Origin of the sequence: Sulfurospirillum tamanense (assembly GCF_016937535.1) — a bacterium.
Classification (GTDB): Bacteria; Campylobacterota; Campylobacteria; order Campylobacterales; family Campylobacteraceae; genus Sulfurospirillum_B; species Sulfurospirillum_B tamanense.
This window is the reverse complement of record NZ_JAFHKK010000001.1, coordinates 83,846-103,358: the sequence shown is the minus strand read 5'-3', so window position 1 is coordinate 103,358 and position 19,513 is coordinate 83,846. Positions and strand designations below refer to the sequence as shown.

Annotated in this window: 28 protein-coding genes; all 28 read left to right on the top strand. The window is 44.9% G+C overall.

The window, feature by feature from the left end:
- Positions 1 to 28: 28 nt before the first annotated feature.
- The 28 genes from rplF (at position 29) to JWV37_RS00430 (ending at position 19,506) form a co-directional block, all read left to right on the top strand.
- On the top strand, positions 29 to 565 hold the full coding sequence (gene rplF, locus JWV37_RS00565; RefSeq protein ID WP_205457695.1) for a 50S ribosomal protein L6: 537 nt from the start codon (positions 29 to 31) through the stop codon (positions 563 to 565).
- 10 nt (positions 566 to 575) lie between these two features.
- Positions 576 to 932, top strand: coding sequence for a 50S ribosomal protein L18 (rplR, locus tag JWV37_RS00560; protein ID WP_205457694.1), 357 nt, complete (start codon positions 576 to 578; stop codon positions 930 to 932).
- A 26-nt stretch (positions 933 to 958) separates the two neighbouring features.
- Positions 959 to 1,402: a 30S ribosomal protein S5 gene (rpsE, locus tag JWV37_RS00555; protein WP_205457693.1), complete on the top strand. Its 444-nt coding sequence runs from the start codon at positions 959 to 961 to the stop codon at positions 1,400 to 1,402.
- A gap of 21 nt (positions 1,403 to 1,423) precedes the next feature.
- Positions 1,424 to 1,822: a 50S ribosomal protein L15 gene (gene rplO, locus JWV37_RS00550; protein ID WP_205457692.1), complete on the top strand. Its 399-nt coding sequence runs from the start codon at positions 1,424 to 1,426 to the stop codon at positions 1,820 to 1,822.
- A 1-nt stretch (position 1,823) separates the two neighbouring features.
- The gene (secY, locus tag JWV37_RS00545) at positions 1,824 to 3,086 is read left to right on the top strand and encodes a preprotein translocase subunit SecY (protein WP_205457691.1); all 1,263 of its coding nucleotides are present in this window, start codon (positions 1,824 to 1,826) and stop codon (positions 3,084 to 3,086) included.
- Positions 3,086 to 3,853, top strand: coding sequence for a type I methionyl aminopeptidase (map, locus tag JWV37_RS00540; RefSeq protein ID WP_205457690.1), 768 nt, complete (start codon positions 3,086 to 3,088; stop codon positions 3,851 to 3,853). Before secY ends, map begins: the two co-directional genes overlap by 1 nt.
- Positions 3,854 to 3,861: 8 nt before the next feature.
- Entirely contained in the window at positions 3,862 to 4,080 is a 219-nt protein-coding gene (gene infA, locus JWV37_RS00535; protein ID WP_205457689.1) for a translation initiation factor IF-1, read from the top strand.
- 158 nt (positions 4,081 to 4,238) lie between these two features.
- Entirely contained in the window at positions 4,239 to 4,352 is a 114-nt protein-coding gene (gene rpmJ / locus JWV37_RS00530; protein ID WP_205457688.1) for a 50S ribosomal protein L36, read from the top strand.
- A 3-nt stretch (positions 4,353 to 4,355) separates the two neighbouring features.
- The gene (rpsM, locus tag JWV37_RS00525; RefSeq protein WP_205457687.1) at positions 4,356 to 4,724 is read left to right on the top strand and encodes a 30S ribosomal protein S13; all 369 of its coding nucleotides are present in this window, start codon (positions 4,356 to 4,358) and stop codon (positions 4,722 to 4,724) included.
- A 15-nt stretch (positions 4,725 to 4,739) separates the two neighbouring features.
- On the top strand, positions 4,740 to 5,132 hold the full coding sequence (rpsK, locus tag JWV37_RS00520; RefSeq protein ID WP_205457686.1) for a 30S ribosomal protein S11: 393 nt from the start codon (positions 4,740 to 4,742) through the stop codon (positions 5,130 to 5,132).
- Between the two features lie 59 nt (positions 5,133 to 5,191).
- On the top strand, positions 5,192 to 5,818 hold the full coding sequence (rpsD, locus tag JWV37_RS00515) for a 30S ribosomal protein S4 (RefSeq protein WP_205457685.1): 627 nt from the start codon (positions 5,192 to 5,194) through the stop codon (positions 5,816 to 5,818).
- Between the two features lie 15 nt (positions 5,819 to 5,833).
- The gene (locus JWV37_RS00510) at positions 5,834 to 6,847 is read left to right on the top strand and encodes a DNA-directed RNA polymerase subunit alpha (RefSeq protein ID WP_205457684.1); all 1,014 of its coding nucleotides are present in this window, start codon (positions 5,834 to 5,836) and stop codon (positions 6,845 to 6,847) included.
- A gap of 3 nt (positions 6,848 to 6,850) precedes the next feature.
- Positions 6,851 to 7,201, top strand: a complete 351-nt coding sequence (rplQ, locus tag JWV37_RS00505; protein WP_205457683.1) for a 50S ribosomal protein L17 — start codon at positions 6,851 to 6,853, stop codon at positions 7,199 to 7,201.
- 113 nt (positions 7,202 to 7,314) lie between these two features.
- Positions 7,315 to 7,593, top strand: coding sequence for a NifU family protein (locus tag JWV37_RS00500; protein WP_205457682.1), 279 nt, complete (start codon positions 7,315 to 7,317; stop codon positions 7,591 to 7,593).
- The gene (locus tag JWV37_RS00495; RefSeq protein WP_205457681.1) at positions 7,590 to 8,165 is read left to right on the top strand and encodes a tetratricopeptide repeat protein; all 576 of its coding nucleotides are present in this window, start codon (positions 7,590 to 7,592) and stop codon (positions 8,163 to 8,165) included. The genes JWV37_RS00500 and JWV37_RS00495 overlap by 4 nt, the downstream gene beginning before the upstream one ends.
- Entirely contained in the window at positions 8,162 to 9,460 is a 1,299-nt protein-coding gene (locus tag JWV37_RS00490; protein ID WP_205457680.1) for a UDP-N-acetylmuramoyl-L-alanyl-D-glutamate--2,6-diaminopimelate ligase, read from the top strand. Before JWV37_RS00495 ends, JWV37_RS00490 begins: the two co-directional genes overlap by 4 nt.
- A gap of 85 nt (positions 9,461 to 9,545) precedes the next feature.
- Positions 9,546 to 9,911, top strand: a complete 366-nt coding sequence (panD, locus tag JWV37_RS00485; protein ID WP_205457679.1) for an aspartate 1-decarboxylase — start codon at positions 9,546 to 9,548, stop codon at positions 9,909 to 9,911.
- On the top strand, positions 9,911 to 10,228 hold the full coding sequence (locus JWV37_RS00480; RefSeq protein WP_205457678.1) for a YbaB/EbfC family nucleoid-associated protein: 318 nt from the start codon (positions 9,911 to 9,913) through the stop codon (positions 10,226 to 10,228). Before panD ends, JWV37_RS00480 begins: the two co-directional genes overlap by 1 nt.
- On the top strand, positions 10,212 to 11,249 hold the full coding sequence (locus tag JWV37_RS00475; protein WP_205457677.1) for a DUF7488 domain-containing protein: 1,038 nt from the start codon (positions 10,212 to 10,214) through the stop codon (positions 11,247 to 11,249). The genes JWV37_RS00480 and JWV37_RS00475 overlap by 17 nt, the downstream gene beginning before the upstream one ends.
- Before the next feature lie 8 nt (positions 11,250 to 11,257).
- Complete coding sequence (locus JWV37_RS00470; protein WP_371829332.1) at positions 11,258 to 12,127, top strand: polyprenyl synthetase family protein; 870 nt, start codon at positions 11,258 to 11,260, stop codon at positions 12,125 to 12,127.
- 14 nt (positions 12,128 to 12,141) lie between these two features.
- A complete protein-coding gene (gene tkt / locus JWV37_RS00465; protein ID WP_205457799.1) occupies positions 12,142 to 14,061 on the top strand; it encodes a transketolase in 1,920 nt (639 codons plus the stop codon).
- Positions 14,062 to 14,709 (top strand): HAD family hydrolase, encoded by a 648-nt coding sequence (locus tag JWV37_RS00460; RefSeq protein WP_205457676.1) that lies wholly within the window; start codon positions 14,062 to 14,064, stop codon positions 14,707 to 14,709.
- Positions 14,709 to 15,512, top strand: coding sequence for an undecaprenyl-diphosphate phosphatase (locus JWV37_RS00455; RefSeq protein ID WP_205457675.1), 804 nt, complete (start codon positions 14,709 to 14,711; stop codon positions 15,510 to 15,512). The genes JWV37_RS00460 and JWV37_RS00455 overlap by 1 nt, the downstream gene beginning before the upstream one ends.
- A gap of 98 nt (positions 15,513 to 15,610) precedes the next feature.
- The gene (locus tag JWV37_RS00450; RefSeq protein WP_205457674.1) at positions 15,611 to 16,453 is read left to right on the top strand and encodes an ATP phosphoribosyltransferase regulatory subunit; all 843 of its coding nucleotides are present in this window, start codon (positions 15,611 to 15,613) and stop codon (positions 16,451 to 16,453) included.
- An 8-nt stretch (positions 16,454 to 16,461) separates the two neighbouring features.
- Entirely contained in the window at positions 16,462 to 17,712 is a 1,251-nt protein-coding gene (locus tag JWV37_RS00445) for an adenylosuccinate synthase (protein WP_205457798.1), read from the top strand.
- A gap of 36 nt (positions 17,713 to 17,748) precedes the next feature.
- Positions 17,749 to 18,174 (top strand): flagellar export protein FliJ, encoded by a 426-nt coding sequence (locus JWV37_RS00440; protein ID WP_205457673.1) that lies wholly within the window; start codon positions 17,749 to 17,751, stop codon positions 18,172 to 18,174.
- The gene (locus tag JWV37_RS00435) at positions 18,171 to 18,683 is read left to right on the top strand and encodes a MotE family protein (RefSeq protein ID WP_205457672.1); all 513 of its coding nucleotides are present in this window, start codon (positions 18,171 to 18,173) and stop codon (positions 18,681 to 18,683) included. The genes JWV37_RS00440 and JWV37_RS00435 overlap by 4 nt, the downstream gene beginning before the upstream one ends.
- An 82-nt stretch (positions 18,684 to 18,765) precedes the next feature.
- Positions 18,766 to 19,506: a DUF4126 domain-containing protein gene (locus tag JWV37_RS00430; protein ID WP_205457671.1), complete on the top strand. Its 741-nt coding sequence runs from the start codon at positions 18,766 to 18,768 to the stop codon at positions 19,504 to 19,506.
- Positions 19,507 to 19,513 lie beyond the last annotated feature (7 nt).

Genomic DNA, 19,513 nt, shown 5'->3' with positions numbered 1-19,513 from the left:
ATATCGTAGACAAGTAAAAAGGATTCTAATGTCTCGAATTGGTAAATTGCCAGTTGTCATTCCTGCTGGAGTTGACGTAAAACTGGAGGGAAACAGTGTTGTGTTTACAAAAGGTAAAACAGAAAAAGTACTTGATACACGTGGACATGTCAATGTAAGTGTAGAGAGTGGCGTGCTTTCCTTTTCACCTAAAAGTGAAGAGCGTCAAGATAAAGCATTTTGGGGAACATACCGCGCCCTTGCTAATAATATCATTACAGGATTAACTGAAGGCTTTACAAAAAAGCTAGAAATCAACGGTGTTGGTTATCGTGCTGCTGTGAATGGTAATATCCTTGAGCTTCAGTTGGGCTTTTCACACCCCGTTAAATATGAATTTCCTCAAGATGTTCAGATTGTGGTTGAAAAAAATATCGTGACCATTACAGGCCAAGATAAGCAAGTGATTGGTCAAATCGCAGCGGAAATCAGAGGATTTAGACCTCCTGAGCCATACAAAGGCAAGGGTGTGAAATACGTGGGCGAGCGCATTATCCGCAAAGCCGGCAAAACGTCCAAAAAGTAAGGGGAGCTAAATGAAAGAAGTAATTTTAAAACGCAAATTAGCACTTCGCGCAAAGCGCAAAAAACGCGTTCGTGCTAAAATATCTGGAACTCCAGAGTGCCCACGCATCTCCATCTTTAAGTCTAATCGCACGGTATATGCCCAAGCGATTGAGGATGTTACATGTACAACACTTGCTGCTGCAGATGGAAAAAAACTTGGCTTGAAATCTAACAAAGAAGGCGCTGTTGCTCTTGGGCAAGCGTTGGCACAGAGTTTGAAAGCTAAAGGGATTGAAAAAGCTAAGTTTGACCGCAATGGTTACCTTTATCACGGTGTTGTCGCTTCTTTTGCAGACGCACTACGTGAAAACGGCATTGCGCTGTAACCCGATAAGTCACGAAGGATAAAATGATGGAAAAGTATAACAGAGAAGAGTTTGAAGAGGTTATCGTTAACATCGGTCGGGTTACCAAGGTCGTTAAGGGTGGTCGCCGATTTCGATTTACTGCCCTTGTTGTTGTTGGAAACCGTAATGGCCTAGTGGGGTTTGGATTCGGTAAAGCCAAAGAAGTACCCGATGCGATTAAAAAAGCCGTAGATGATGCCTTTAAAAACATCATTAATGTAAAAATCAAGGGTTCTACCATTGCGCATGATATTGAAGTCAAGTACAATGCAAGTAAGATTTTGCTTAAGCCTGCTAGTGAAGGTACGGGCGTTATTGCTGGTGGCTCAACGCGTCCAGTCATCGAGTTGGCTGGAATTAAAGACATTTTGACAAAATCATTAGGGTCTAATAATTCTGCTAACGTAGTGCGAGCGACTATTAAAGCGCTTAGCATGCTTAAGAGCTAACCAAAGAAAGAAGGAACGATTATGGCACTAGAAAACCTCACCCCTGCAGACGGCTCCACACACAATCGAAAGCGTGTTGGTCGTGGTCAAGGAAGTGGCATGGGTAAAACCGCCACAAAAGGAAACAAGGGTCAGCGCGCACGTGCGGGTTATAAGATCAAACGCGGATTTGAAGGCGGCCAACAGCCCCTCCAGCGTCGACTTCCTAAAGTTGGCTTTACTTCACGTGTGACAAAACCTTATGTGATTAACGTTGAAAAAGTCACCGTAGTTGCCCAATTGGAAAGCATCACAATGCAAAGCATTCGTGAAGTGCACAAAATGGCTAAAACAATTACCAAAGTAAAGCTTATTGGTGCAAGCGCTAATGGCCTTTCATCAAAGATTAAAGACGACAACGTAAGCGTTACTGGAAATTAAGATGAGCAAAGAACTAACCAACAAGATTCTTATCACGTTGGCGTTCGTGTTTGCCTACAGGATATTGGCTTATGTGCCAGTTCCTGGGGTGAACATTGACGTAATTAAAGAGTTTTTTGATTCTAACAGCTCCAATGCCTTGGGATTGTTCAATATGTTTAGCGGTAATGCCGCTGAGCGTCTTAGTATCATTTCTCTTGGTATTATGCCCTACATCACCGCTTCCATTGTCATGGAACTTTTGGCTGCAACATTCCCTGCTCTTGGTAAAATGAAAAAAGAACGTGATGGTATGGTTAAATACATGCAAATCATTCGTTATGCAACTATTGGGATTACAATCGTACAAGCCATTGGAGTTTCTGTTGGTTTGCAAAGCATGACAGGGCGCACGGGCGAAGCGGCTATTATGATCGACATGAGTACGTTCATAGCTGTAGCGACAGCGTCAATGTTGGCTGGAACAATGTTGCTTATGTGGATTGGTGAGCAAATTACCCAGCGGGGTATTGGAAACGGTATCAGTTTGATTATTTTTGCGGGTATTGTTTCAGGCATCCCTTCAGCCATTGGCGGTACGGTGAACTTGGTAAACACGGGTGAGCTAAATTTCTTGGTAGTTATTGGTATTTTGGTTGTTATTTTAGCAACCGTTGGCACCATCATCTACGTTGAAATGGGTGAACGTCGTATTCCAATTTCTTATTCACGTAAAGTCGTAATGCAAAATCAAGACAAGCGAATCATGAATTACATCCCCATTAAAGTAAACCTTAGTGGTGTTATTCCTCCTATTTTTGCTTCGGCTATCTTGATGTTTCCTTCGACCATTATGCAGGCAAGTACAAACCCTTATATCTTAGCCATTAATGATTTTCTTAACCCGAATGGGTATATGTTTAATGTTCTGACCTTCTTGTTTGTTATTTTCTTCTCTTATTTTTATGCGTCGATTGTGTTTAATGCAAAAGACATTTCAGAGAATTTGAAAAAACAAGGCGGGTTTATTCCTGGTGTTCGTCCAGGGGCAAGTACGGCAAACTTTTTGAACGAAGTGGCAAGTCGCCTAACCTTTACAGGTGCGATTTACTTGGGATTGATTTCCACCTTGCCATGGGTGCTTGTTAAAATGATGGGCGTTCCTTTTTATTTTGGTGGAACTGCTGTGCTTATTGTGGTGCAAGTGGCGTTAGATACCATGCGTAAAATTGAAGCGCAAATGTACATGAATAAATACCAAACACTAAGTGCCGTGGGTCTTTAATGGCAATTACGCTCAAAAAACCTAGCGAGATTCAAAAACTCGCTAGGTCAAATCAGTACGTTGCTCAAACCCTTGTCTATCTTCAACGTACTGTAGTCCCTGGCATGAGTTTGGCCCATGTGAATCAGCTTGGCGAAGCATTTTTAGCACGTTTACATGTAAGGCCGGCCTTTAAAGGCCTCTATGGTTTTCCAGGAGGGGTTTGTACCTCTCTTAATGAAGTCGTCATTCATGGTATTCCCAATGAAACGATTTTGCAAGAAGGTGATATTTTGGGCTTAGACATCGGCGCAGAGTGTGAGGGATGGTATGGTGATGCTGCTATTACGATGCCTATTGGAAAAATCTCTTCCGAAGACGAGGCTCTTATTGCTTGCGCGAAAGACGCTTTGTATTACGCTGTTGATATTATTCGCGAGGGGATGCGTTTCAAAGAGTTAAGCCATGCTTTAGAGGTTTTCATTGAAGGGCGCGGGTACGTTCCTTTGCGTGGTTTTTGTGGGCATGGGATTGGAAGAAAACCCCATGAAGAACCTGAAATTCCAAATTTTTTAGAGGGTGGCAATCCCAAGCAAGGGCCAAAGATTAAAAATGGTATGGTGTTTTGTCTTGAGCCTATGATTTGCCAAAAAGATGGAACCCCCATGGTTTTGGAAGACAAATGGTCCGTTGTTTCCAAGGATGGATTGCGCACCAGTCATTATGAGCATACTGTAGCGGTAATAGATGGAAGAGCACAAATTCTTTCACAAATAGCAAGCAATTAGGAGGAAAAATGGCAAAAGATGATGTCATTGAGATTGATGGCAGCGTGGTGGAGGCACTTCCCAATGCAACCTTTAAGGTTGAGCTTGAAAATAAGCATGTGGTGTTGTGCCATATTGCGGGAAAAATGCGCATGCATTATATCAAGATTATGCCAGGTGATAAGGTCAAGGTGGAGTTAACTCCTTACAGCTTAGATAAAGGGCGTATTACCTATAGGTATAAGTAAGCTAAAAGCTTATTTTAACTATAATATGCCCCTTTTTCTAAAACTGTGTGAAGAATTATTGAAAAATTGACCACTGCTTTTTCAATAATTGGTTCGTCTTTTACGTCGTCGAACCTGTGACAGTTGAGTTTAGTGGAATATACGTTCAGGAGACAGCGATGAAAGTACGACCTTCTGTAAAGAAGATGTGCGATAAGTGCAAAATTATCAAGCGGGGCGGCGTGGTTCGTGTGATTTGCGAAACCCCTAAACACAAACAGAGACAAGGATAGAGTATGGCACGTATTTCAGGTGTAGATTTACCAAAGAAAAAGAGAATTGAATATGGCTTGACCTATATCTTCGGTATTGGTCTGCATACATCACGATTGATTCTTAATGCAACAGGTATTTCGTATGACAAGCGTGTGTACGAGTTAAGCGAAGACGAGGTAGCGGCCATTCGTAATGAAATCCAAGACAAATACAGTGTCGAGGGTGATTTGCGCAAAAGTGTTGCAATGGATATTAAAGCGTTGATGGACCTTGGAAGTTACCGAGGACTACGACACCGAAGAGGTCTTCCTGTGCGCGGTCAAAAAACCAAGACCAATGCACGTACTCGCAAGGGTAAGAAGAAGACTGTCGGCGGAAAAGCGAAGTAAGGCAAGGAGAAATCAATGGCAAAACGTAGAGTAGTACGCAAAAAAGTAGTCAAGAAAAATATCGCTCGTGGCATTGTATATCTTTCAGCCACTTTCAACAATACCGTTGTAACAGTTACTGACGAAATGGGAAATGTTATTTCGTGGAGCAGTGCAGGAAGCCTTGGCTTCAAGGGCAGCAAGAAATCAACCCCCTATGCAGCACAACAAGCCGTAGAAGATGCGCTCAATAAGGCAAAAGAACATGGCCTCAAAGAAGTAGGTATCAAAGTTCAAGGCCCAGGAAGCGGACGCGAAACAGCTGTAAAAAGCATTGGTTCAACCGAGGGAATTAAAGTGGTTTTCCTAAAAGACATCACTCCTCTTCCTCACAATGGCTGCCGACCTCCCAAGCGTCGACGTGTATAGGTAAAGTGCGTAGTAAAAACGACAGCATTATGTTTTTAAGATTTTAGGAGAAATACAATATGGCACGATATAGAGGACCAGTTGAAAAACTAGAAAGACGACTTGGTGTGAGTCTTGCGCTCAAGGGTGAGCGTCGCCTTGCAGGAAAGAGCGCGCTTGACAAGCGTCCGTATGCTCCAGGGCAACACGGCCAACGTCGCGCAAAAATTAGCGAATACGGTTTGCAACTTCGTGAGAAGCAAAAAGCAAAATTTATGTATGGTCTGTCTGAAAAACAATTCAGACGCTTGTTTCAAGATGCGGCACGCCGTACGGGAAATACAGGGACTATTTTAATTCAGTTGATTGAGCAGCGCCTTGATAACGTAGTGTACCGCATGGGACTTGCTACGACACGCCGCTTTGCTCGTCAACTTGTTACTCATGGACATCTTTTGGTGGACGGTAAAAAAGTAGATATTCCTTCTTACCGTGTGCGACCAGGACAAAAAGTAGAAGTACGTGAAAAATCAAAGCAAAATCCTCAAATCGTTCGCGCGATGGAGCTTACTGCCCAAACAGGTATTGTTCCATGGGTAGACGTAGAAAAAGAAAAATTCTTTGGTATTTTTACGCGAATTCCTGAAAGAGAAGAGGTTGTCATTCCTGTCGAGGAACGACTCATTGTTGAACTTTACTCCAAATAACACAAAGGCGGTACGATGAAGAAGATTAAGACATCTGCGTACATGCCCACTGATATCGAAGTGGAAAGTGTTTCGGATAACTGTGTAAAAATTACAGCATCACCCTTTGAATCGGGTTTTGCTGTAACGTTGGCACACCCTCTTCGCCGATTGCTTTACAGCAGCACGGTTGGCTTTGCGCCAACGGCTGTAAAAATTGAAGGTGCTTCGCACGAATTTGATAGCATGCGCGGTATGCTTGAAGACGTAGCACTGTTTATCATTAACCTGAAAAACATTCGGTTTAAAATTAAGGGCGATGTCAATAAAGTGGTTGTGAACTATACCTTTGCGGGCCCTAAAGAGATTCGTGGTGTTGACTTAAACAGTGGTGACGTGGAGGTGGTAACACCCGAGGGTTATCTAGCAACTTTGAACGAAGATGCTGAATTGAATTTTTCCCTAGTGGTTGAACGTGGCATTGGGTACGTTCCTAGTGAATCTACTCGCGATAGCGCAGAAGCAGAATACATTGCACTGGACGCTTTTTTCACTCCAGTGAAAAAAGCAGTGTATGAGATTGAAAATGTTTTGGTTGAAGATAATCCGAACTTTGAAAAAGTTATTTTTACAATCGTTACTGATGGGCTTGTAACTCCTGTAGAGGCGTTTAAAAATGCTTTGAGTGCCATGTACTCACAAATGTCTATCTTTAATGGGCTTGTGGATATGGATGTGGGCTCAAAGATTGATGGCGCTGCTTCTGGAACAGAAGTTGCGAAACTTTTGCAAAGCGTAGAAGAACTCAACTTGAGTGCACGCAGCTTTAACTGTCTTGACCGCGCAGGTGTTAAGGTGGTGGGTGAGTTGGCATTCATGGACGAAACAGAAATGAAAGAATTAAAAAACCTTGGCAAAAAATCTCTTGAAGAGATTAAGGCCGTAATGGAAGAGATTGGCTTTCCTGTTGGAACCGTATTCTCAAACGAAACAGTTGAGACGGTTAAAAAACGGATCAGCGAGATTAAATCAGAAGCAACAGAGGAATAATCCATGAGACATAAACACGGATACCGCAAACTAGGACGCACTTCTTCTCACCGAAGCGCGCTTCTAAAAAATCTGAGCATCGCTATTATTAAAAGCGAAAAGATTGAAACAACGTTGCCTAAAGCTAAAGAGCTAAGAGGCTATGTGGAAAAATTGATTACCAAAGCACTTAAGGGTGACTTTAATGCACACAGGGCTGTATTTGCAGCATTGCAAGACAAAGAAACCACCAAAAAGCTTGTAGAAGAAATTGCACCACGCTACAAAGAGCGCAATGGCGGCTATACGCGCATTGTAAAAACCCGCGTACGTCGCGGTGATGCTGCAGAGATGGCATTTATCGAACTCGTTTAATTATCACTGGGGGCTTTGCCCCCAATCACTTCTTTTTAATCCTTTTCTTGCCATAATCTTGATACAATAATCTCATAACCTCACGGGTTGCACAAAAGTTGGGAGAAAAACAAATGATACCTTTTAGCGATGAAGAGCTGTTTCCAGTAGTTGAAAAATCATTGGAAAAAGTAAAACCTATGTTAGCACTCGATGGTGGCGGAATGCAGTTGCTTGCTGTAAAAAATGGTCGTGTTTTTGTTCAGCTTCAAGGTGCTTGCAATGGATGCTCGTCCAGTGGCCAAACACTTAAATATGGGATTGAGCGTCATCTTCGCATTGATATTCATCCTGAGATTGAAGTTATTAATATCGCTCCTGGAATGGAGAGCGAACTCGAAAGATACGAATGACAACCTACAAAGAGCGGGCCATTGATTGTTTTTATGACAAAGAGTTTCAGCGTGCCCTTTTTTATTTTTCTCTAGCACTAAAAGAAAACCCTGAAGATAAGGAACTTCGCATTTGTGCTATTTTGGCAGATTTGGCCCTAGAGCGCGAAGAAGAAGCAATGTCTTTGTTTGAGTATTACACCACTAGTGCTCAGGGAGAAAACGAAGAAAATGAAGCCATGCTTGAGGAAATTATTGACTCTTTGGAAGTAGGGATGGAAAAATTACTTGCCTTGTTTGAGGGTGAATTTATTGACCAAAAACTTCAAGAAGAAAATGGAATTGTTTATGATGATTTTATGAATCTTGTAGAAGAACAAGGGGATTTTAAAAAAGCATTTGAAGACATCATGTTTTCTACCAAAGTGCTAATTTCAAACAAAGAAGACTTTCTTCACTTTTTGGATTTATTGATTGACCATGGCTATATTGAAATGTCCCTCCAGTACCTTGAGAGCGCTGTTTCTCTCTTTCCAAATGACACACAATTTCACTCTTTATTCCGAAAGGCACAAGGGTATTTAAACCAGTGAAAATCCCCGTTCTTCATTCTCAATTTAGACACATCAGCGACTCCTCCTTAGAGTGTGATGCTGATACGGCCTTTGTCTGTACGGCTCAAAATAGCACATACGCCAAAGACGCAATCCAGCGTGGCGCACCCGCTGTTCTTGCTCCAGAGGAGTGCTATGGCCTGCTTAGTATTTCACCAGAGTTGAAAGTGGTGGGAATTACTGGCACCAACGGCAAAACAACCACTGCTGCGGCGATTTATTCTTTTTTACTTGATTTACATGTAAAGGTTGCCCTGCAGGGAACGCGAGGGTGCTTTGTAAACGATGCTTTGGTTGAGGCTCGCAGTCTTACAACCCCGCCCATTTTGCAAACCTTATGGCACATGGCACAGGCTTCAAAGGCGGGGTGTCGCTATTTTATTATGGAAGTGAGCTCTCATGCTATTGCTCAAAAACGGATTGAATCACTTCCTTTTACTTTGCGTATCTTCACAAACATCTCCCAAGATCACCTTGATTTCCATGGTTCCATGGAAGCTTACATTGCTGCAAAGAGCGCATTTTTTGCATGCGAGGGCATGAAGCTCATCAACCAAGACGAGCGTGTTTTGCGCTATAACCCTAAAAACGCTTTTACGTATGGGGTTGAGTCGCCTGCAGATTTTTCTGTTAAAGCCTATAGTCTTAAACAGGGTATTCGCGCAGTGGTTGCATGGAGGGGTAAAACTTTCTCTGTGGAATCTTCCTTGCAGGGAAATTTTAATCTTTATAATCTTCTTGCTGCCATTTCCGCCGTTATTTTATTGGAATCTCCTCAGGAGGAGGCTTTGTGTGAGGCGGTAGAGGGGTTTGGTGGCGTAAGTGGGCGCATGGAAGTTGTGCATGATAATCCTTTGGTGGTGGTTGATTTTGCACATACCCCCGATGGAATGGAAAAAGTATTAGATGCGATGAAACACCAACATCTTGTGGTTGTATTTGGGGCTGGTGGAAATCGTGATGCAATCAAACGGCCTTTGATGGGGCGGATTGCGAAACGTTATGCTTCACGAGTGTTTGTGACAAGCGACAACCCGCGTTTTGAAAATCCCCAAGAGATCATTGAGCAAATTCTTGAGGGTACGGGGCGTGACGTTGTTGTGGAAGTTGATAGGCGAAAAGCTATTGAGCAGGCACTGTGTTCTTTGTGTTCTGGCGAGGTATTGTTGATTTTAGGCAAAGGGGATGAAGAGTACCAAGAAATTGCTGGGATAAAATACCCTTATGATGACCGTGTGGTGGTGCGAGAGTGGTTTGAGGGACAAAAACACTAAGTTAAATTATGGTAAAATAGAACTTTTTTGAGAATGGTGCATTAAAAAAAGCCGCCAAATCTCTCTAATGTTTAAGGAAATACAAATGATGTTCGAGATGCTTTATAGCAAAATTCACCGCGCAACAGTGAGCGATGCAAATTTAAATTATGTTGGGTCTATTACCATCGATGCGCACTTGATGGAAACGGCAAAATTACGCGTGGGCCAAAAAGTAGATATTGTGAATATTAATAACGGCGAACGGTTTTCAACCTATGTGATTGAAGGGGTGCGAGGCAAAGGAGATATTTGTCTCAACGGTGCAGCCGCCAGAAAAGCACACGTGGGTGATAAAATCATCATCATCGCTTACGCTTCCATGAATGAGGCTGAAGCCGATGTCCATAAGCCCATTGCTATTTTAGTGGATGAGCATAACCAAATTGAGGAAGTGAGGGATTTTATCTAATGTTTGATAATCTTGATTTTTCAAAAATGGGTGCGATGTTTGAAGAGGCGCAAAAGCACGCCAAGACAATGGAAGAAGAGGCTGCCAATAAAGAATTTACCGCCAAAAGTGGTGGCGGTATGGTTAAGGTAACGATGAATGGCAAAGGACAAGTGGTTGATATTCACATTGACCCTTCTTTACTCGAAGATAAAGAGTCTTTGCAAATTTTACTCATCAGCTCCATTAACGATGCAAGTGCTATGGTGGAGGAAAATAAAAAACTGGCTGCTACGCAAATGCTCTCACGCTTAGGAGGATTTGGCCATCAAAACTAAACTGCTTGGGTTGGTACTAGTATTTTCGTTTTGCGCATGGGCGGAAGAAGCACCTACGGTGGGGGATTTTGAAGCATGTTTTAACCGCAATAAGCCTGCCTATGTAACTCTTGAGGGCGTGCGTGCCATCGCCATTACACCTACGCGCGCTGTCTCTTTTGAACGCCCGCGTTCGTTTGTAAAATATGACCCATTTTTAAACCTCTATGTTTTACGCAGCACTACCCCCCTTTCCCCTGTGCCTCAAAATGAAGAGAGAGCTTTAAAAAAGGGAGAATGGTTGGCTTCGGTGAGCCATACTTCAGCCGTTTCTATTGGAAAGCTTGGCGCCTTAACTTCTGGCCTTGATGGGTTTGATGGGTTTGATGGGTTTACGGCAAAGGCCACACGCGGCGCTATTGTTACGGGCGTGTGTTGTGATATGTATGGAGTAGCCCGAAATGAGGGAAATTTTATTGGGAATCGTTATTTGGAGCATATTGTCGCCTATGACACGGTTTATTACGGGGATGTGGGTGCGCGTTTTGCGCAGCAAGATACACACATTGTGGTAACACATGTTGATCCCTTTAGTAATAGTCCGTTGCGTCAAGGCGATCGCCTTGTTCGGTTAGATAAAAAGCAAGTAAATGAGTTGCAACACGTGCAAGAAACTTTTTTGTTTTCTCCTAAGGACACTTTGTTAAATGCTGAAGTGATGCGTGCTGGGCAAAGAATTACTCTCTCTTTACATGTAAAGCCCAGACGTCTTATTCCCTTGGCGCAAGAAACCTACCTTGAAGCCTTGGGGATGGTGTTTGATGGAGGTTTGGTGCTTAGGCGCGTTGAGGCGAATTCGCTAGCTCAAACCCAAGGGCTTGAAGCAGGAGATAAGCTTTTGCAAATCAATACCCAGCCCTTAAAAACTCCAACACAAGTACGCACACTTCTTGGTGCATTACCCAAAAATCAAACCCACCATATGCTCTTTGATCGCAAAGGGTTTCATTTTTTTATCACCCTTAAAATCCCTCAACAATAGGACACTGCGTGGAACTTTTAGAGCAAAATATTGCACAGTTTGAATCTTTTTTCCTTGCTAATTTACCCGAGGCTCCCAGTTTTCACCCCCACTACGAAGAAGCCCTTCAGGTAATGCTAAAAGCCGGAGGCAAACGGTTTCGCCCCATGTTGCTGCTAAAGGTTGTGGAGCATTTAGCGCCGCTGTTGGCTGAGCATGCCTTGCACGCCGCGGCTGCTGTTGAGATGTTGCACACGTATTCGTTGATTCATGATGATTTGCCTGCCATGGATAATGCTTCTTTGCGGCGAGGTCACCCTACTTTACATGTAAGCTTTGATGAGGTGACGGCTATTTTAGTAGGTGATGCGCTCAACACCCATGCCTTTGCTGTTTTGGCCAAAGCGCCTCTTAGCGCAGCGGTGCGCATTGCTCTTGTGGAGACCTTAGCGCTTTATGGTGGGGCTGGTGGAATGGTTTTGGGGCAAGCCATTGATTGCCATTTTGAAAACCAGCTTTTATCTTTAGAAAAATTGGAATTTTTACACACCAATAAAACAGCAAAGCTCATTGCAGCAAGTTTAAAAATGGGTGGCATTATCGCAGGATGTGATAATGCCACCGAAAAAGCCCTTGAAGCATTTGGGCTAAAGTTGGGGCTTTTATTTCAGATTCAAGATGATGTGATTGATGCGACACAAACATCCCAAGAGGCAGGAAAACCTACGGGAAACGATGGGGTAAAAAACTCTTTTACGAACCTTCTGGGCATCAAAGAGGCTGAACGTCAAAAAGAGGAATTGGCACAGATATTGTGCCGCGAGGCAGGAGAAATAGGAGGCGCGCTAGGGGATGATTTGGCGCGTATTGTTACAGCGTATTTTATTAAAGGAAAATAACAATGAACACAGAAATGCTACAAAAACAAGCCAACACTATTCGATTTTTAGCCGCAGATATGGTACAAAAAGCCAACAGTGGCCACCCTGGTGCGCCGATGGGGCTAGCAGACATTATGACTGTTTTAGCAAACCACTTGGTGCATAACCCCAAAGACCCAACTTGGTTAAACCGCGACCGCTTGGTCTTTAGTGGTGGCCATGCTTCGGCGCTCATTTACAGTTTTTACCATTTATGTGGATATGACATCACGCGTGAGGATTTGCAAAATTTTCGCCAACTTGGCAGTAAAACACCAGGACACCCCGAATACCACGATGTGCCGGGTGTGGAGGTGACCACAGGGCCACTCGGTCAAGGTGTTGCTAACGCCGTGGGTTTTGCGATGGCGGCAAAATATGCAGGCAACATTTTAAACTCTGACCAAGTTAATGTCGTTGACCACAAGGTCTACTGCTTGTGCGGCGATGGAGACTTGCAAGAAGGGATTAGCTACGAAGCGTGTTCTTTAGCGGGCTCTTTGGGGCTCAATAACCTTGTGCTTATTTATGATTCTAACAACATCACCATCGAGGGCGATACGTCTATTGCATGGAATGAAGACGTAAAAGCGCGTTTTGAAGCGCAAGGTTGGGCGGTTTCGCGCATCGATGGGCACAATTTTGATGAGATTGAGTTTGTGTTGAGTGAAGCTAAGGAAAAATGCAAACCCTATTTAATCATCGCCGACACAGTCATTGCTAAAGGGGCGTGTGAATTAGAAGGCAGCCACCATTCCCACGGTGCGCCTTTGGGTGAAACGGAAATTACTAATGCCAAAACCAAATGCGGATTTGACCCCCAGAAACAGTTTTGGGTAGATGAGGACGTGTTGGCGCGCTTTCGCGTAGCGGTTGAAAAAGGGGACCTTGCTCAGGCCCAGTGGAATGAAAAAATTGCCACCATGCTAAGCGAAGAGCAACGGTTGTTGCTTGAAAGCTTGCAGCATCCTGATGTGTCAAAAATCCAATGGCCCACGTACGAGGCAGGTTCGGGCGTAGCTACGCGTGATAGCAACGGCCAAATTCTCAATGCTATCGCCAAAGCCCTTCCTGGTTTCATGGGCGGCAGTGCAGATCTTGGCCCTTCTAATAAAACCGAACTCAAAGGCATGGGCGAGTTTCCTCATGGACGCAACATGCACTTTGGTATTCGCGAACATGCCATGGCGGCCATTTGTAATGCCTTTTCCTTGTACGGCCTGTTTATCCCTTACAGCGCTACGTTTTTCATCTTTAGTGACTACTTAAAGCCTGCTGCAAGGTTGGCAGCCTTAATGGGGTTGAAGCATTATTTTATCTGGACGCACGATAGTATTGGCGTGGGAGAAGATGGCCCAACCCACCAGCCCATCGAACAACTCAGCCAATTTCGCGCCCTTCCAAACTTTTTTGTCTTTCGCCCTGCAGATGCGGTGGAAAACGTTAAATGTTGGCAGGTGGCCTTGGCCCGTAAAGCACCTGCCGCCTTTGTGTGCTCACGCCAAAAGTTGGACGTTTTAAAAGATGACCGCGCCTTTGGAGAGGTGGAAAATGGCGCCTATTTGCTTAAAGAGCGTGAAGGTGCAACGGTAACATTGATGGCCAGCGGAAGCGAAGTCATGCTTGCTCTCAAAGCAGGATGTGAATTGGAAAAAGAGGGCGTAAGGGCCAACGTCGTCAGCGTGCCGTGCTTTGACTTGTTTAACTTGCAAGAAGACGCTTATAAGGCCCGCGTGGTAAACCCTAACACCAAAGTACTTGCCATTGAAGCGGCCGCAGGAGTGGAGTGGTACCGCTACGCCGATGCAGTGATTGGCATGGAAGGTTTTGGGGCTAGCGGAGACGCAGTAAAATTGTTTGAACATTTTGGCTTTACGGTTGAAAATATTAAGCGCGTAGCCCTGGGGCTTTAGATGGCACTTAAGGCGGTTTTTTTTGATTTAGATGGCACCTTATTAGACACTTTGGAAGACATCGCCAGGAGTGCAAATTACGCCCTCCAGACCCACGGCTTGTCGCCCCATCCTGTGGAGGCGTACAAGCTTTTTGTGGGCGAGGGCATGCGTGCTTTGATGCAAAAACTTGCCAGTCCAGACCTTACGGACGCTTTGCTAAAAACCCTTAAAGAGCATTACGCTACCCAGTGGAAAGCAACATCAATGCCCTATGCGGGGATTGAACACTTACTAGAAACCCTTACATGTAAAGGGGTGAAAGTGGGGATTCTATCCAATAAGGCCGACGTGTTTGTGGGGGAATGCGTGACGCATTTTTTCCCAAACCTTACCTTTTGTGGGATAGCCGGAGAGAAAGAGGGGATTCCGCGAAAACCCCATCCTGCGGGACTTTTTGCTCTTTTGGAAGGCTTACATGTAAGCCCTGAAGAGGTGTGCTTTGTGGGAGATACCAAAACCGACATGGAAACCGCCGTGCGCGCAGGGGTGGAGCCCTTGGGCGTGAGCTGGGGGTTTCGCGAGAAAGAAGAGTTAGTCGCCCATGGAGCCAAGCATGTGTTTGATGATGCTGGGGCATTGGAAGCCTATCTGTTAAGCCGCCTCTAATGGAGTGGTACCAAGCCGTAGTGTTAGCCCTTGTTCAGGGGCTCACGGAATTTTTGCCCATCTCAAGTTCCGCCCACCTGATTCTAATTCCCGAATTTTTACACTGGGAAGACCAAGGATTAGCCTTTGATGTGGCGGTGCATGTAGGCTCATTGATGGCAGTATTGGCCTATTTTTGGCGCGATGTGTGGGCGTTACTTCGGGATTGGTGTGTTTCTCTTTGGAAACGCCAAGCCACAGGAGAGAGCTCTTTGGCGTGGATGGTGATTGTGGGGACGATTCCTGTGGGTTTGGCGGGGTTGTTTTTGGGTGACGTGGTAGAAATACTCTTGCGCTCTCCCAGTGTGATTGCCTATGCAACCTTGGGGTTTGGACTTTTGCTCTATGTAGCAGACCGTAAGGGCGGAGCGCGAGAACTGGGAGAGTTGACCTTGATGCTTGCCCTTACTATTGGGGTTTTCCAAGCCCTTGCGCTGATTCCTGGTGCGTCCCGTTCGGGCGTGACCATCACCGCGGCGTTGTTATTTGGGTTTTCACGGGTAAGTGCCGCGCGTTTTTCTTTTTTACTTTCTATCCCAGTAATTGTGCTAGCGGGTGGACTCAAGGGCATGGAACTTTTGGCCCTTAAGGAGGGAGTTCAGTGGGAAATCTTGGCCTTGGGTGCGGGGGTTTCTGCTCTGAGCGCTTATGGGTGCATCACATGGTTTATGGGGCTCATTGCCAAAACATCTATGACGCCTTTTGTGGCGTACCGCTTGGGATTAGGAGTGTTGCTTTTAGGGGTTTTTGGATTTTGGGCATAAAGGGCATTCGCCTTTAAAGCCAATTTGGGTACAATTGTCCCTCTTTGCTTCAAAAGCGTATCAAGAATTTTGTAAAAACTCTAAAAAGAAAGTAGCGCATGATTTACGAACATGAAATTCCAGAAGGAAGCAGGCTCTATTTTGGCAAAAGCGCTGCACTTAAGCGCAAAATAGAAACTCTGGCAAGTGACCAATTGGTGGGGGCGGGGTTTGAGGAAATTATCACGCCTTTTTTCTCCTACCACCAGCACCATCAAATAAGTGAAAAAGAGTTATTGCGCTTTTCAAATCACGAGAATCACCTTGTCTCTTTGCGGGCGGATAGTACTCTTGATGTGGTGCGAATTGTCACGCGTAGGCTTGGGCGTTCCACCTCTCAAAAACGGTGGTTTTACGTGCAGCCTGTGTTTGCTTACCCCAGTTTTGAGTTTTATCAAATCGGCGGAGAGCTCATAGGGGAAGATGACCTCAGTACGAGCGTGGCGCTCTTGGGCGGTTTGCTTGATAAGCTCTCTTGTGGACCCTATTTGCAAATTAGTAATATTGCCATTCCTCGAGCAATCTCAACCATGTTTGATATTCCTTTGGACGTTTTAAAATCGGGCCATTTGGAAGCTTTACTGCAGCATGAGGAGCCGTGGCTTAGTGCCCTTGCAACCTTGCAAGACCCCAAAGACATTGACGCAGTGATTGCCTTGGTGCCTTCTGTGCTAAGGGAGCCTTTGGAGCAAATGAAACAATTAGTGCATGTATGCGGACGCCACCCTGTGGTACTTGCCCCGTTGTACTATGCGAAAATGCAATACTACGACCAACTCTTTTTTCGGTTTGTGCACCACAACAAGACCTTGGGAAGCGGTGGGTGTTATCAGTTTGAATCGCAGATTTCAAGCGGATTTGGCGTGCATACAGATGCCATTATAGAAACTTTGATGAGATAGGAATGAATATGTCAAAAGCGGATTTAATTGTCGGGATTCAGTGGGGAGATGAAGGAAAAGGAAAAATTGTTGACCGTTTAGCACAAGAGTATGACGTTGTGTGCCGTAGCCAAGGAGGTCACAACGCAGGACATACCATTTGGGTTGATGGGGTACGTTACGCGCTCCATTTGGTTCCCTCTGGCGTGCTTAACCCTAAAGCATGCAACATCATTGGCAATGGTGTTGTGCTTAATCCCGCCTCTTTGATAAAAGAGATGCAACAATTTCAAAACCTTGAAGGGCGTTTGTTTATCAGCGATAAGGCCCATTTAAATCTTTCATACCATGCCCATATCGACCAGGCCAAAGAGCGCCTTAAAGGCGAAAAAGCCATTGGTACAACAGGCAAGGGTATTGGGCCGGCGTATGCTGATAAAATTAGCCGCACAGGCCACCGTGTTGGGGAATTGCTCAATCCTCTTGCGCTTTGTGAAAGCATTTTGGAAACCTTTGAACACCAAAAGGCAATTATCGAAGCCCTTGGCGTTACTTTGCCTTCAAAAGAGGTCCTTTTGGAAGAGCTTGTGGAGTACAAAAATGCACTGGCCCCTTTTATTGCCAATACGACCCAAATGGTCTGGGATACCCTCGATGCTAACAAAACTATGTTGCTAGAGGGGGCGCAGGGGACTCTTTTAGACATTGACCACGGCACCTACCCCTTTGTGACAAGCTCCAATACCGTGAGTGCAGGGGCATGTACTGGTCTTGGACTAAATCCCAAAGATATTGGCACGGTGACTGGCATTGTTAAGGCGTATACAACCCGCGTGGGACACGGCCCTTTTCCCAGTGAAGACACGACCGAAGCGGGAAAAACCATGGCGGATGTTGGAAAAGAAGTAGGAACAACCACTGGCAGACGCCGAAGGTGCGGTTGGTTTGACGCTGTTGGCGTGCGCTACGCGTCGCGCCTTAATGGGTGCGATCAGTTTGCACTCATGAAATTAGACGTGCTGGATGGATTTGAAACAATAAAAATCTGCACTGCTTATGAAATCAACGGCAAAATCACCCAAACCATGCCCACATCCCTAGAAAACGTCACGCCTGTATACGAAGAGATGCCAGGCTGGGATAAGGTGGCTGGCGTTCGTGTTTTTGAAGCGCTTCCTGAAAATGCCAAGCGCTATATTCGTCGCATTGAAGAGCTCACTGGAACCAAGGTAGGTATCATTTCAACCTCTCCTGATCGCAATGATACGATTTTGCTCTAGGAGTTATGGCACGCTTAACGGCTAAAGGATGAGCCAATGGACCAAAAATTTAGCGCTATCGCAAAAGTAAAAAAACAGCTTTTAGACGCTAAAGAGGCCGCGCTCATGGAGGCACGCACAAAAGTATCGCGTATTGAAAAAGAGATTTTTCTTGTAGAAGAAGCCCAGCGGTCACAACAGGTTCCTGCCCAAGGAATGTTTTGTGACCTTTTACATGTAAAGGCTTTTGGGGAGCGGCTGTACCGGCAAAAACAGGATTTATATGAATCCCTAGAAGCTGCTCAATTAGAAGCAAACGCCTGTTTGCACCACTACCAAGAAGCAAGGCGAGATTTTGAAAAAATCAAATACCTTGAAGAAGAAGCAACTTCGGCAATGCTAAAGCGTTTAAAAAAACAAGAGCAGCTGACGCTTGATGAGGTGGCACTACAGCTGTATGCATTAGGAGGAAAAGTGCGATGAGGAAAATTCTTGGAGTGCTGCTAGTATTTCACATGGTTGTTTTTGCGCAGGTAACAGATTGTACTAAAATTTTTGAAGAGCGAAAAAGTGAACTGCAGCGTGAGGTGGAGCTCATCGACGAAGCCAAACAATCCTTTGAAGCCTTGAGAGCCGCCACCAATGCACTTTTTACTCAAAAAGAAGAAGCCCTTGCACGCGAACAGGCCAAGGTGGATGCGGTGCTTGCAGAGATTACTCAAAAGGAAATTGCTATCGAGGCAATACTGAAAGAAAATCAAGAGATTTTAGCAACCATTCAAGGGGAAAAAGAGAACAAATTGCGTGAAACCTATAACAAGATGAAGGATAATGCTGCCGCTGGAATTTTAGAAGCCCTAACGCGCCAAGAAGCCGCTGGGATTTTATTCACCCTGCCTCCTAAAAAAGTATCCCAAATTTTGGCAAAAATGAATCCCAACGTTGCTTCTGAAATTACAACCTTGTTAAGCAAAGGACCGCCGTTTCAATAAAATTTTTTAGGCTTTACATATAAGCTCAATCAAGGTTTTTGCAACCTTTTTTGTAGCCAATCTATTCAAACAAGGAGCCCTTATGGAACAGTATAATGACCTTATTCAGACAATCGCTCTGGCCATGGGCGCTTCTTGGGCGAGCGGTATTAACCTCTATGCGACGCTGTTGGTTTTGGGAATTGGGGCAACACAGGGCGCGATTGTATTGCCTCCCGCCTTGGAGGTGTTGTCAAATCCCATGGTCATTGGGGCGGCGGGCCTTATGTATATGGTGGAATTTATCGCAGATAAAACCCCAGGGGTGGATTCAGGCTGGGATGCGATTCATACCTTTGTGCGTATTCCTGCGGGTGCCTTGTTGGCAGCTGGGGCGGTTGGCGAAGTGGCGCCAGCAATGGCAATGGCTGCAGCAATTTTGGGTGGCGGTATGGCTGCTTCAACGCATGCTACCAAAGCAGGAAGTAGAGTCATGATTAACACTTCTCCTGAGCCTTTTAGTAATTGGGGCGCTTCTGTGGGGGAAGATATGCTAGTCTTTGCAGGCCTATGGACAGCACTTAACCATCCGGTTCTTTTTTTAGTGCTTTTGGTTTTCTTTGTTGGAATTATGGTGTGGGTTTTGCCTAAAATTGCACGGGCTATTAAGCGTGTTTTTGGATTGCTTGGGCGAATGCTTGGACTCGGGAAACAAGAGTTTAGTCAGCCCAAAGAAGGCCCTTATGAGACCCTTGAAAAACTAAAACACTTGTGTGACATCGGCGCCATAACAGAAGAAGAATATGAAAAAGAAAAAGCAAAGATTTTGCACCCCCCTTCTTAAGGGTAAA

What these genes read in the sequence shown, in the direction of transcription:
- rplO (WP_205457692.1), top strand. Translation starts at nt 1,424, where the DNA reads ATGGCACTAGAAAACCTCACCCCTGCAGACGGCTCCACACACAATCGA.
- rplR (WP_205457694.1), top strand. Translation starts at nt 576, where the DNA reads ATGAAAGAAGTAATTTTAAAACGCAAATTAGCACTTCGCGCAAAGCGC.
- JWV37_RS00445 (WP_205457798.1), top strand. Translation starts at nt 16,462, where the DNA reads ATGTCAAAAGCGGATTTAATTGTCGGGATTCAGTGGGGAGATGAAGGA.
- JWV37_RS00480 (WP_205457678.1), top strand. Translation starts at nt 9,911, where the DNA reads ATGTTTGATAATCTTGATTTTTCAAAAATGGGTGCGATGTTTGAAGAG.
- map (WP_205457690.1), top strand. Translation starts at nt 3,086, where the DNA reads ATGGCAATTACGCTCAAAAAACCTAGCGAGATTCAAAAACTCGCTAGG.
- JWV37_RS00455 (WP_205457675.1), top strand. Translation starts at nt 14,709, where the DNA reads ATGGAGTGGTACCAAGCCGTAGTGTTAGCCCTTGTTCAGGGGCTCACG.
- rpsE (WP_205457693.1), top strand. Translation starts at nt 959, where the DNA reads ATGGAAAAGTATAACAGAGAAGAGTTTGAAGAGGTTATCGTTAACATC.
- secY (WP_205457691.1), top strand. Translation starts at nt 1,824, where the DNA reads ATGAGCAAAGAACTAACCAACAAGATTCTTATCACGTTGGCGTTCGTG.
- JWV37_RS00435 (WP_205457672.1), top strand. Translation starts at nt 18,171, where the DNA reads ATGAGGAAAATTCTTGGAGTGCTGCTAGTATTTCACATGGTTGTTTTT.
- rpsK (WP_205457686.1), top strand. Translation starts at nt 4,740, where the DNA reads ATGGCAAAACGTAGAGTAGTACGCAAAAAAGTAGTCAAGAAAAATATC.
- JWV37_RS00440 (WP_205457673.1), top strand. Translation starts at nt 17,749, where the DNA reads ATGGACCAAAAATTTAGCGCTATCGCAAAAGTAAAAAAACAGCTTTTA.
- JWV37_RS00430 (WP_205457671.1), top strand. Translation starts at nt 18,766, where the DNA reads ATGGAACAGTATAATGACCTTATTCAGACAATCGCTCTGGCCATGGGC.
- JWV37_RS00495 (WP_205457681.1), top strand. Translation starts at nt 7,590, where the DNA reads ATGACAACCTACAAAGAGCGGGCCATTGATTGTTTTTATGACAAAGAG.
- JWV37_RS00510 (WP_205457684.1), top strand. Translation starts at nt 5,834, where the DNA reads ATGAAGAAGATTAAGACATCTGCGTACATGCCCACTGATATCGAAGTG.
- JWV37_RS00460 (WP_205457676.1), top strand. Translation starts at nt 14,062, where the DNA reads ATGGCACTTAAGGCGGTTTTTTTTGATTTAGATGGCACCTTATTAGAC.
- tkt (WP_205457799.1), top strand. Translation starts at nt 12,142, where the DNA reads ATGCTACAAAAACAAGCCAACACTATTCGATTTTTAGCCGCAGATATG.
- JWV37_RS00500 (WP_205457682.1), top strand. Translation starts at nt 7,315, where the DNA reads ATGATACCTTTTAGCGATGAAGAGCTGTTTCCAGTAGTTGAAAAATCA.
- rplQ (WP_205457683.1), top strand. Translation starts at nt 6,851, where the DNA reads ATGAGACATAAACACGGATACCGCAAACTAGGACGCACTTCTTCTCAC.
- infA (WP_205457689.1), top strand. Translation starts at nt 3,862, where the DNA reads ATGGCAAAAGATGATGTCATTGAGATTGATGGCAGCGTGGTGGAGGCA.
- JWV37_RS00450 (WP_205457674.1), top strand. Translation starts at nt 15,611, where the DNA reads ATGATTTACGAACATGAAATTCCAGAAGGAAGCAGGCTCTATTTTGGC.
- rpsD (WP_205457685.1), top strand. Translation starts at nt 5,192, where the DNA reads ATGGCACGATATAGAGGACCAGTTGAAAAACTAGAAAGACGACTTGGT.
- panD (WP_205457679.1), top strand. Translation starts at nt 9,546, where the DNA reads ATGATGTTCGAGATGCTTTATAGCAAAATTCACCGCGCAACAGTGAGC.
- rpsM (WP_205457687.1), top strand. Translation starts at nt 4,356, where the DNA reads ATGGCACGTATTTCAGGTGTAGATTTACCAAAGAAAAAGAGAATTGAA.
- rplF (WP_205457695.1), top strand. Translation starts at nt 29, where the DNA reads ATGTCTCGAATTGGTAAATTGCCAGTTGTCATTCCTGCTGGAGTTGAC.
- rpmJ (WP_205457688.1), top strand. Translation starts at nt 4,239, where the DNA reads ATGAAAGTACGACCTTCTGTAAAGAAGATGTGCGATAAGTGCAAAATT.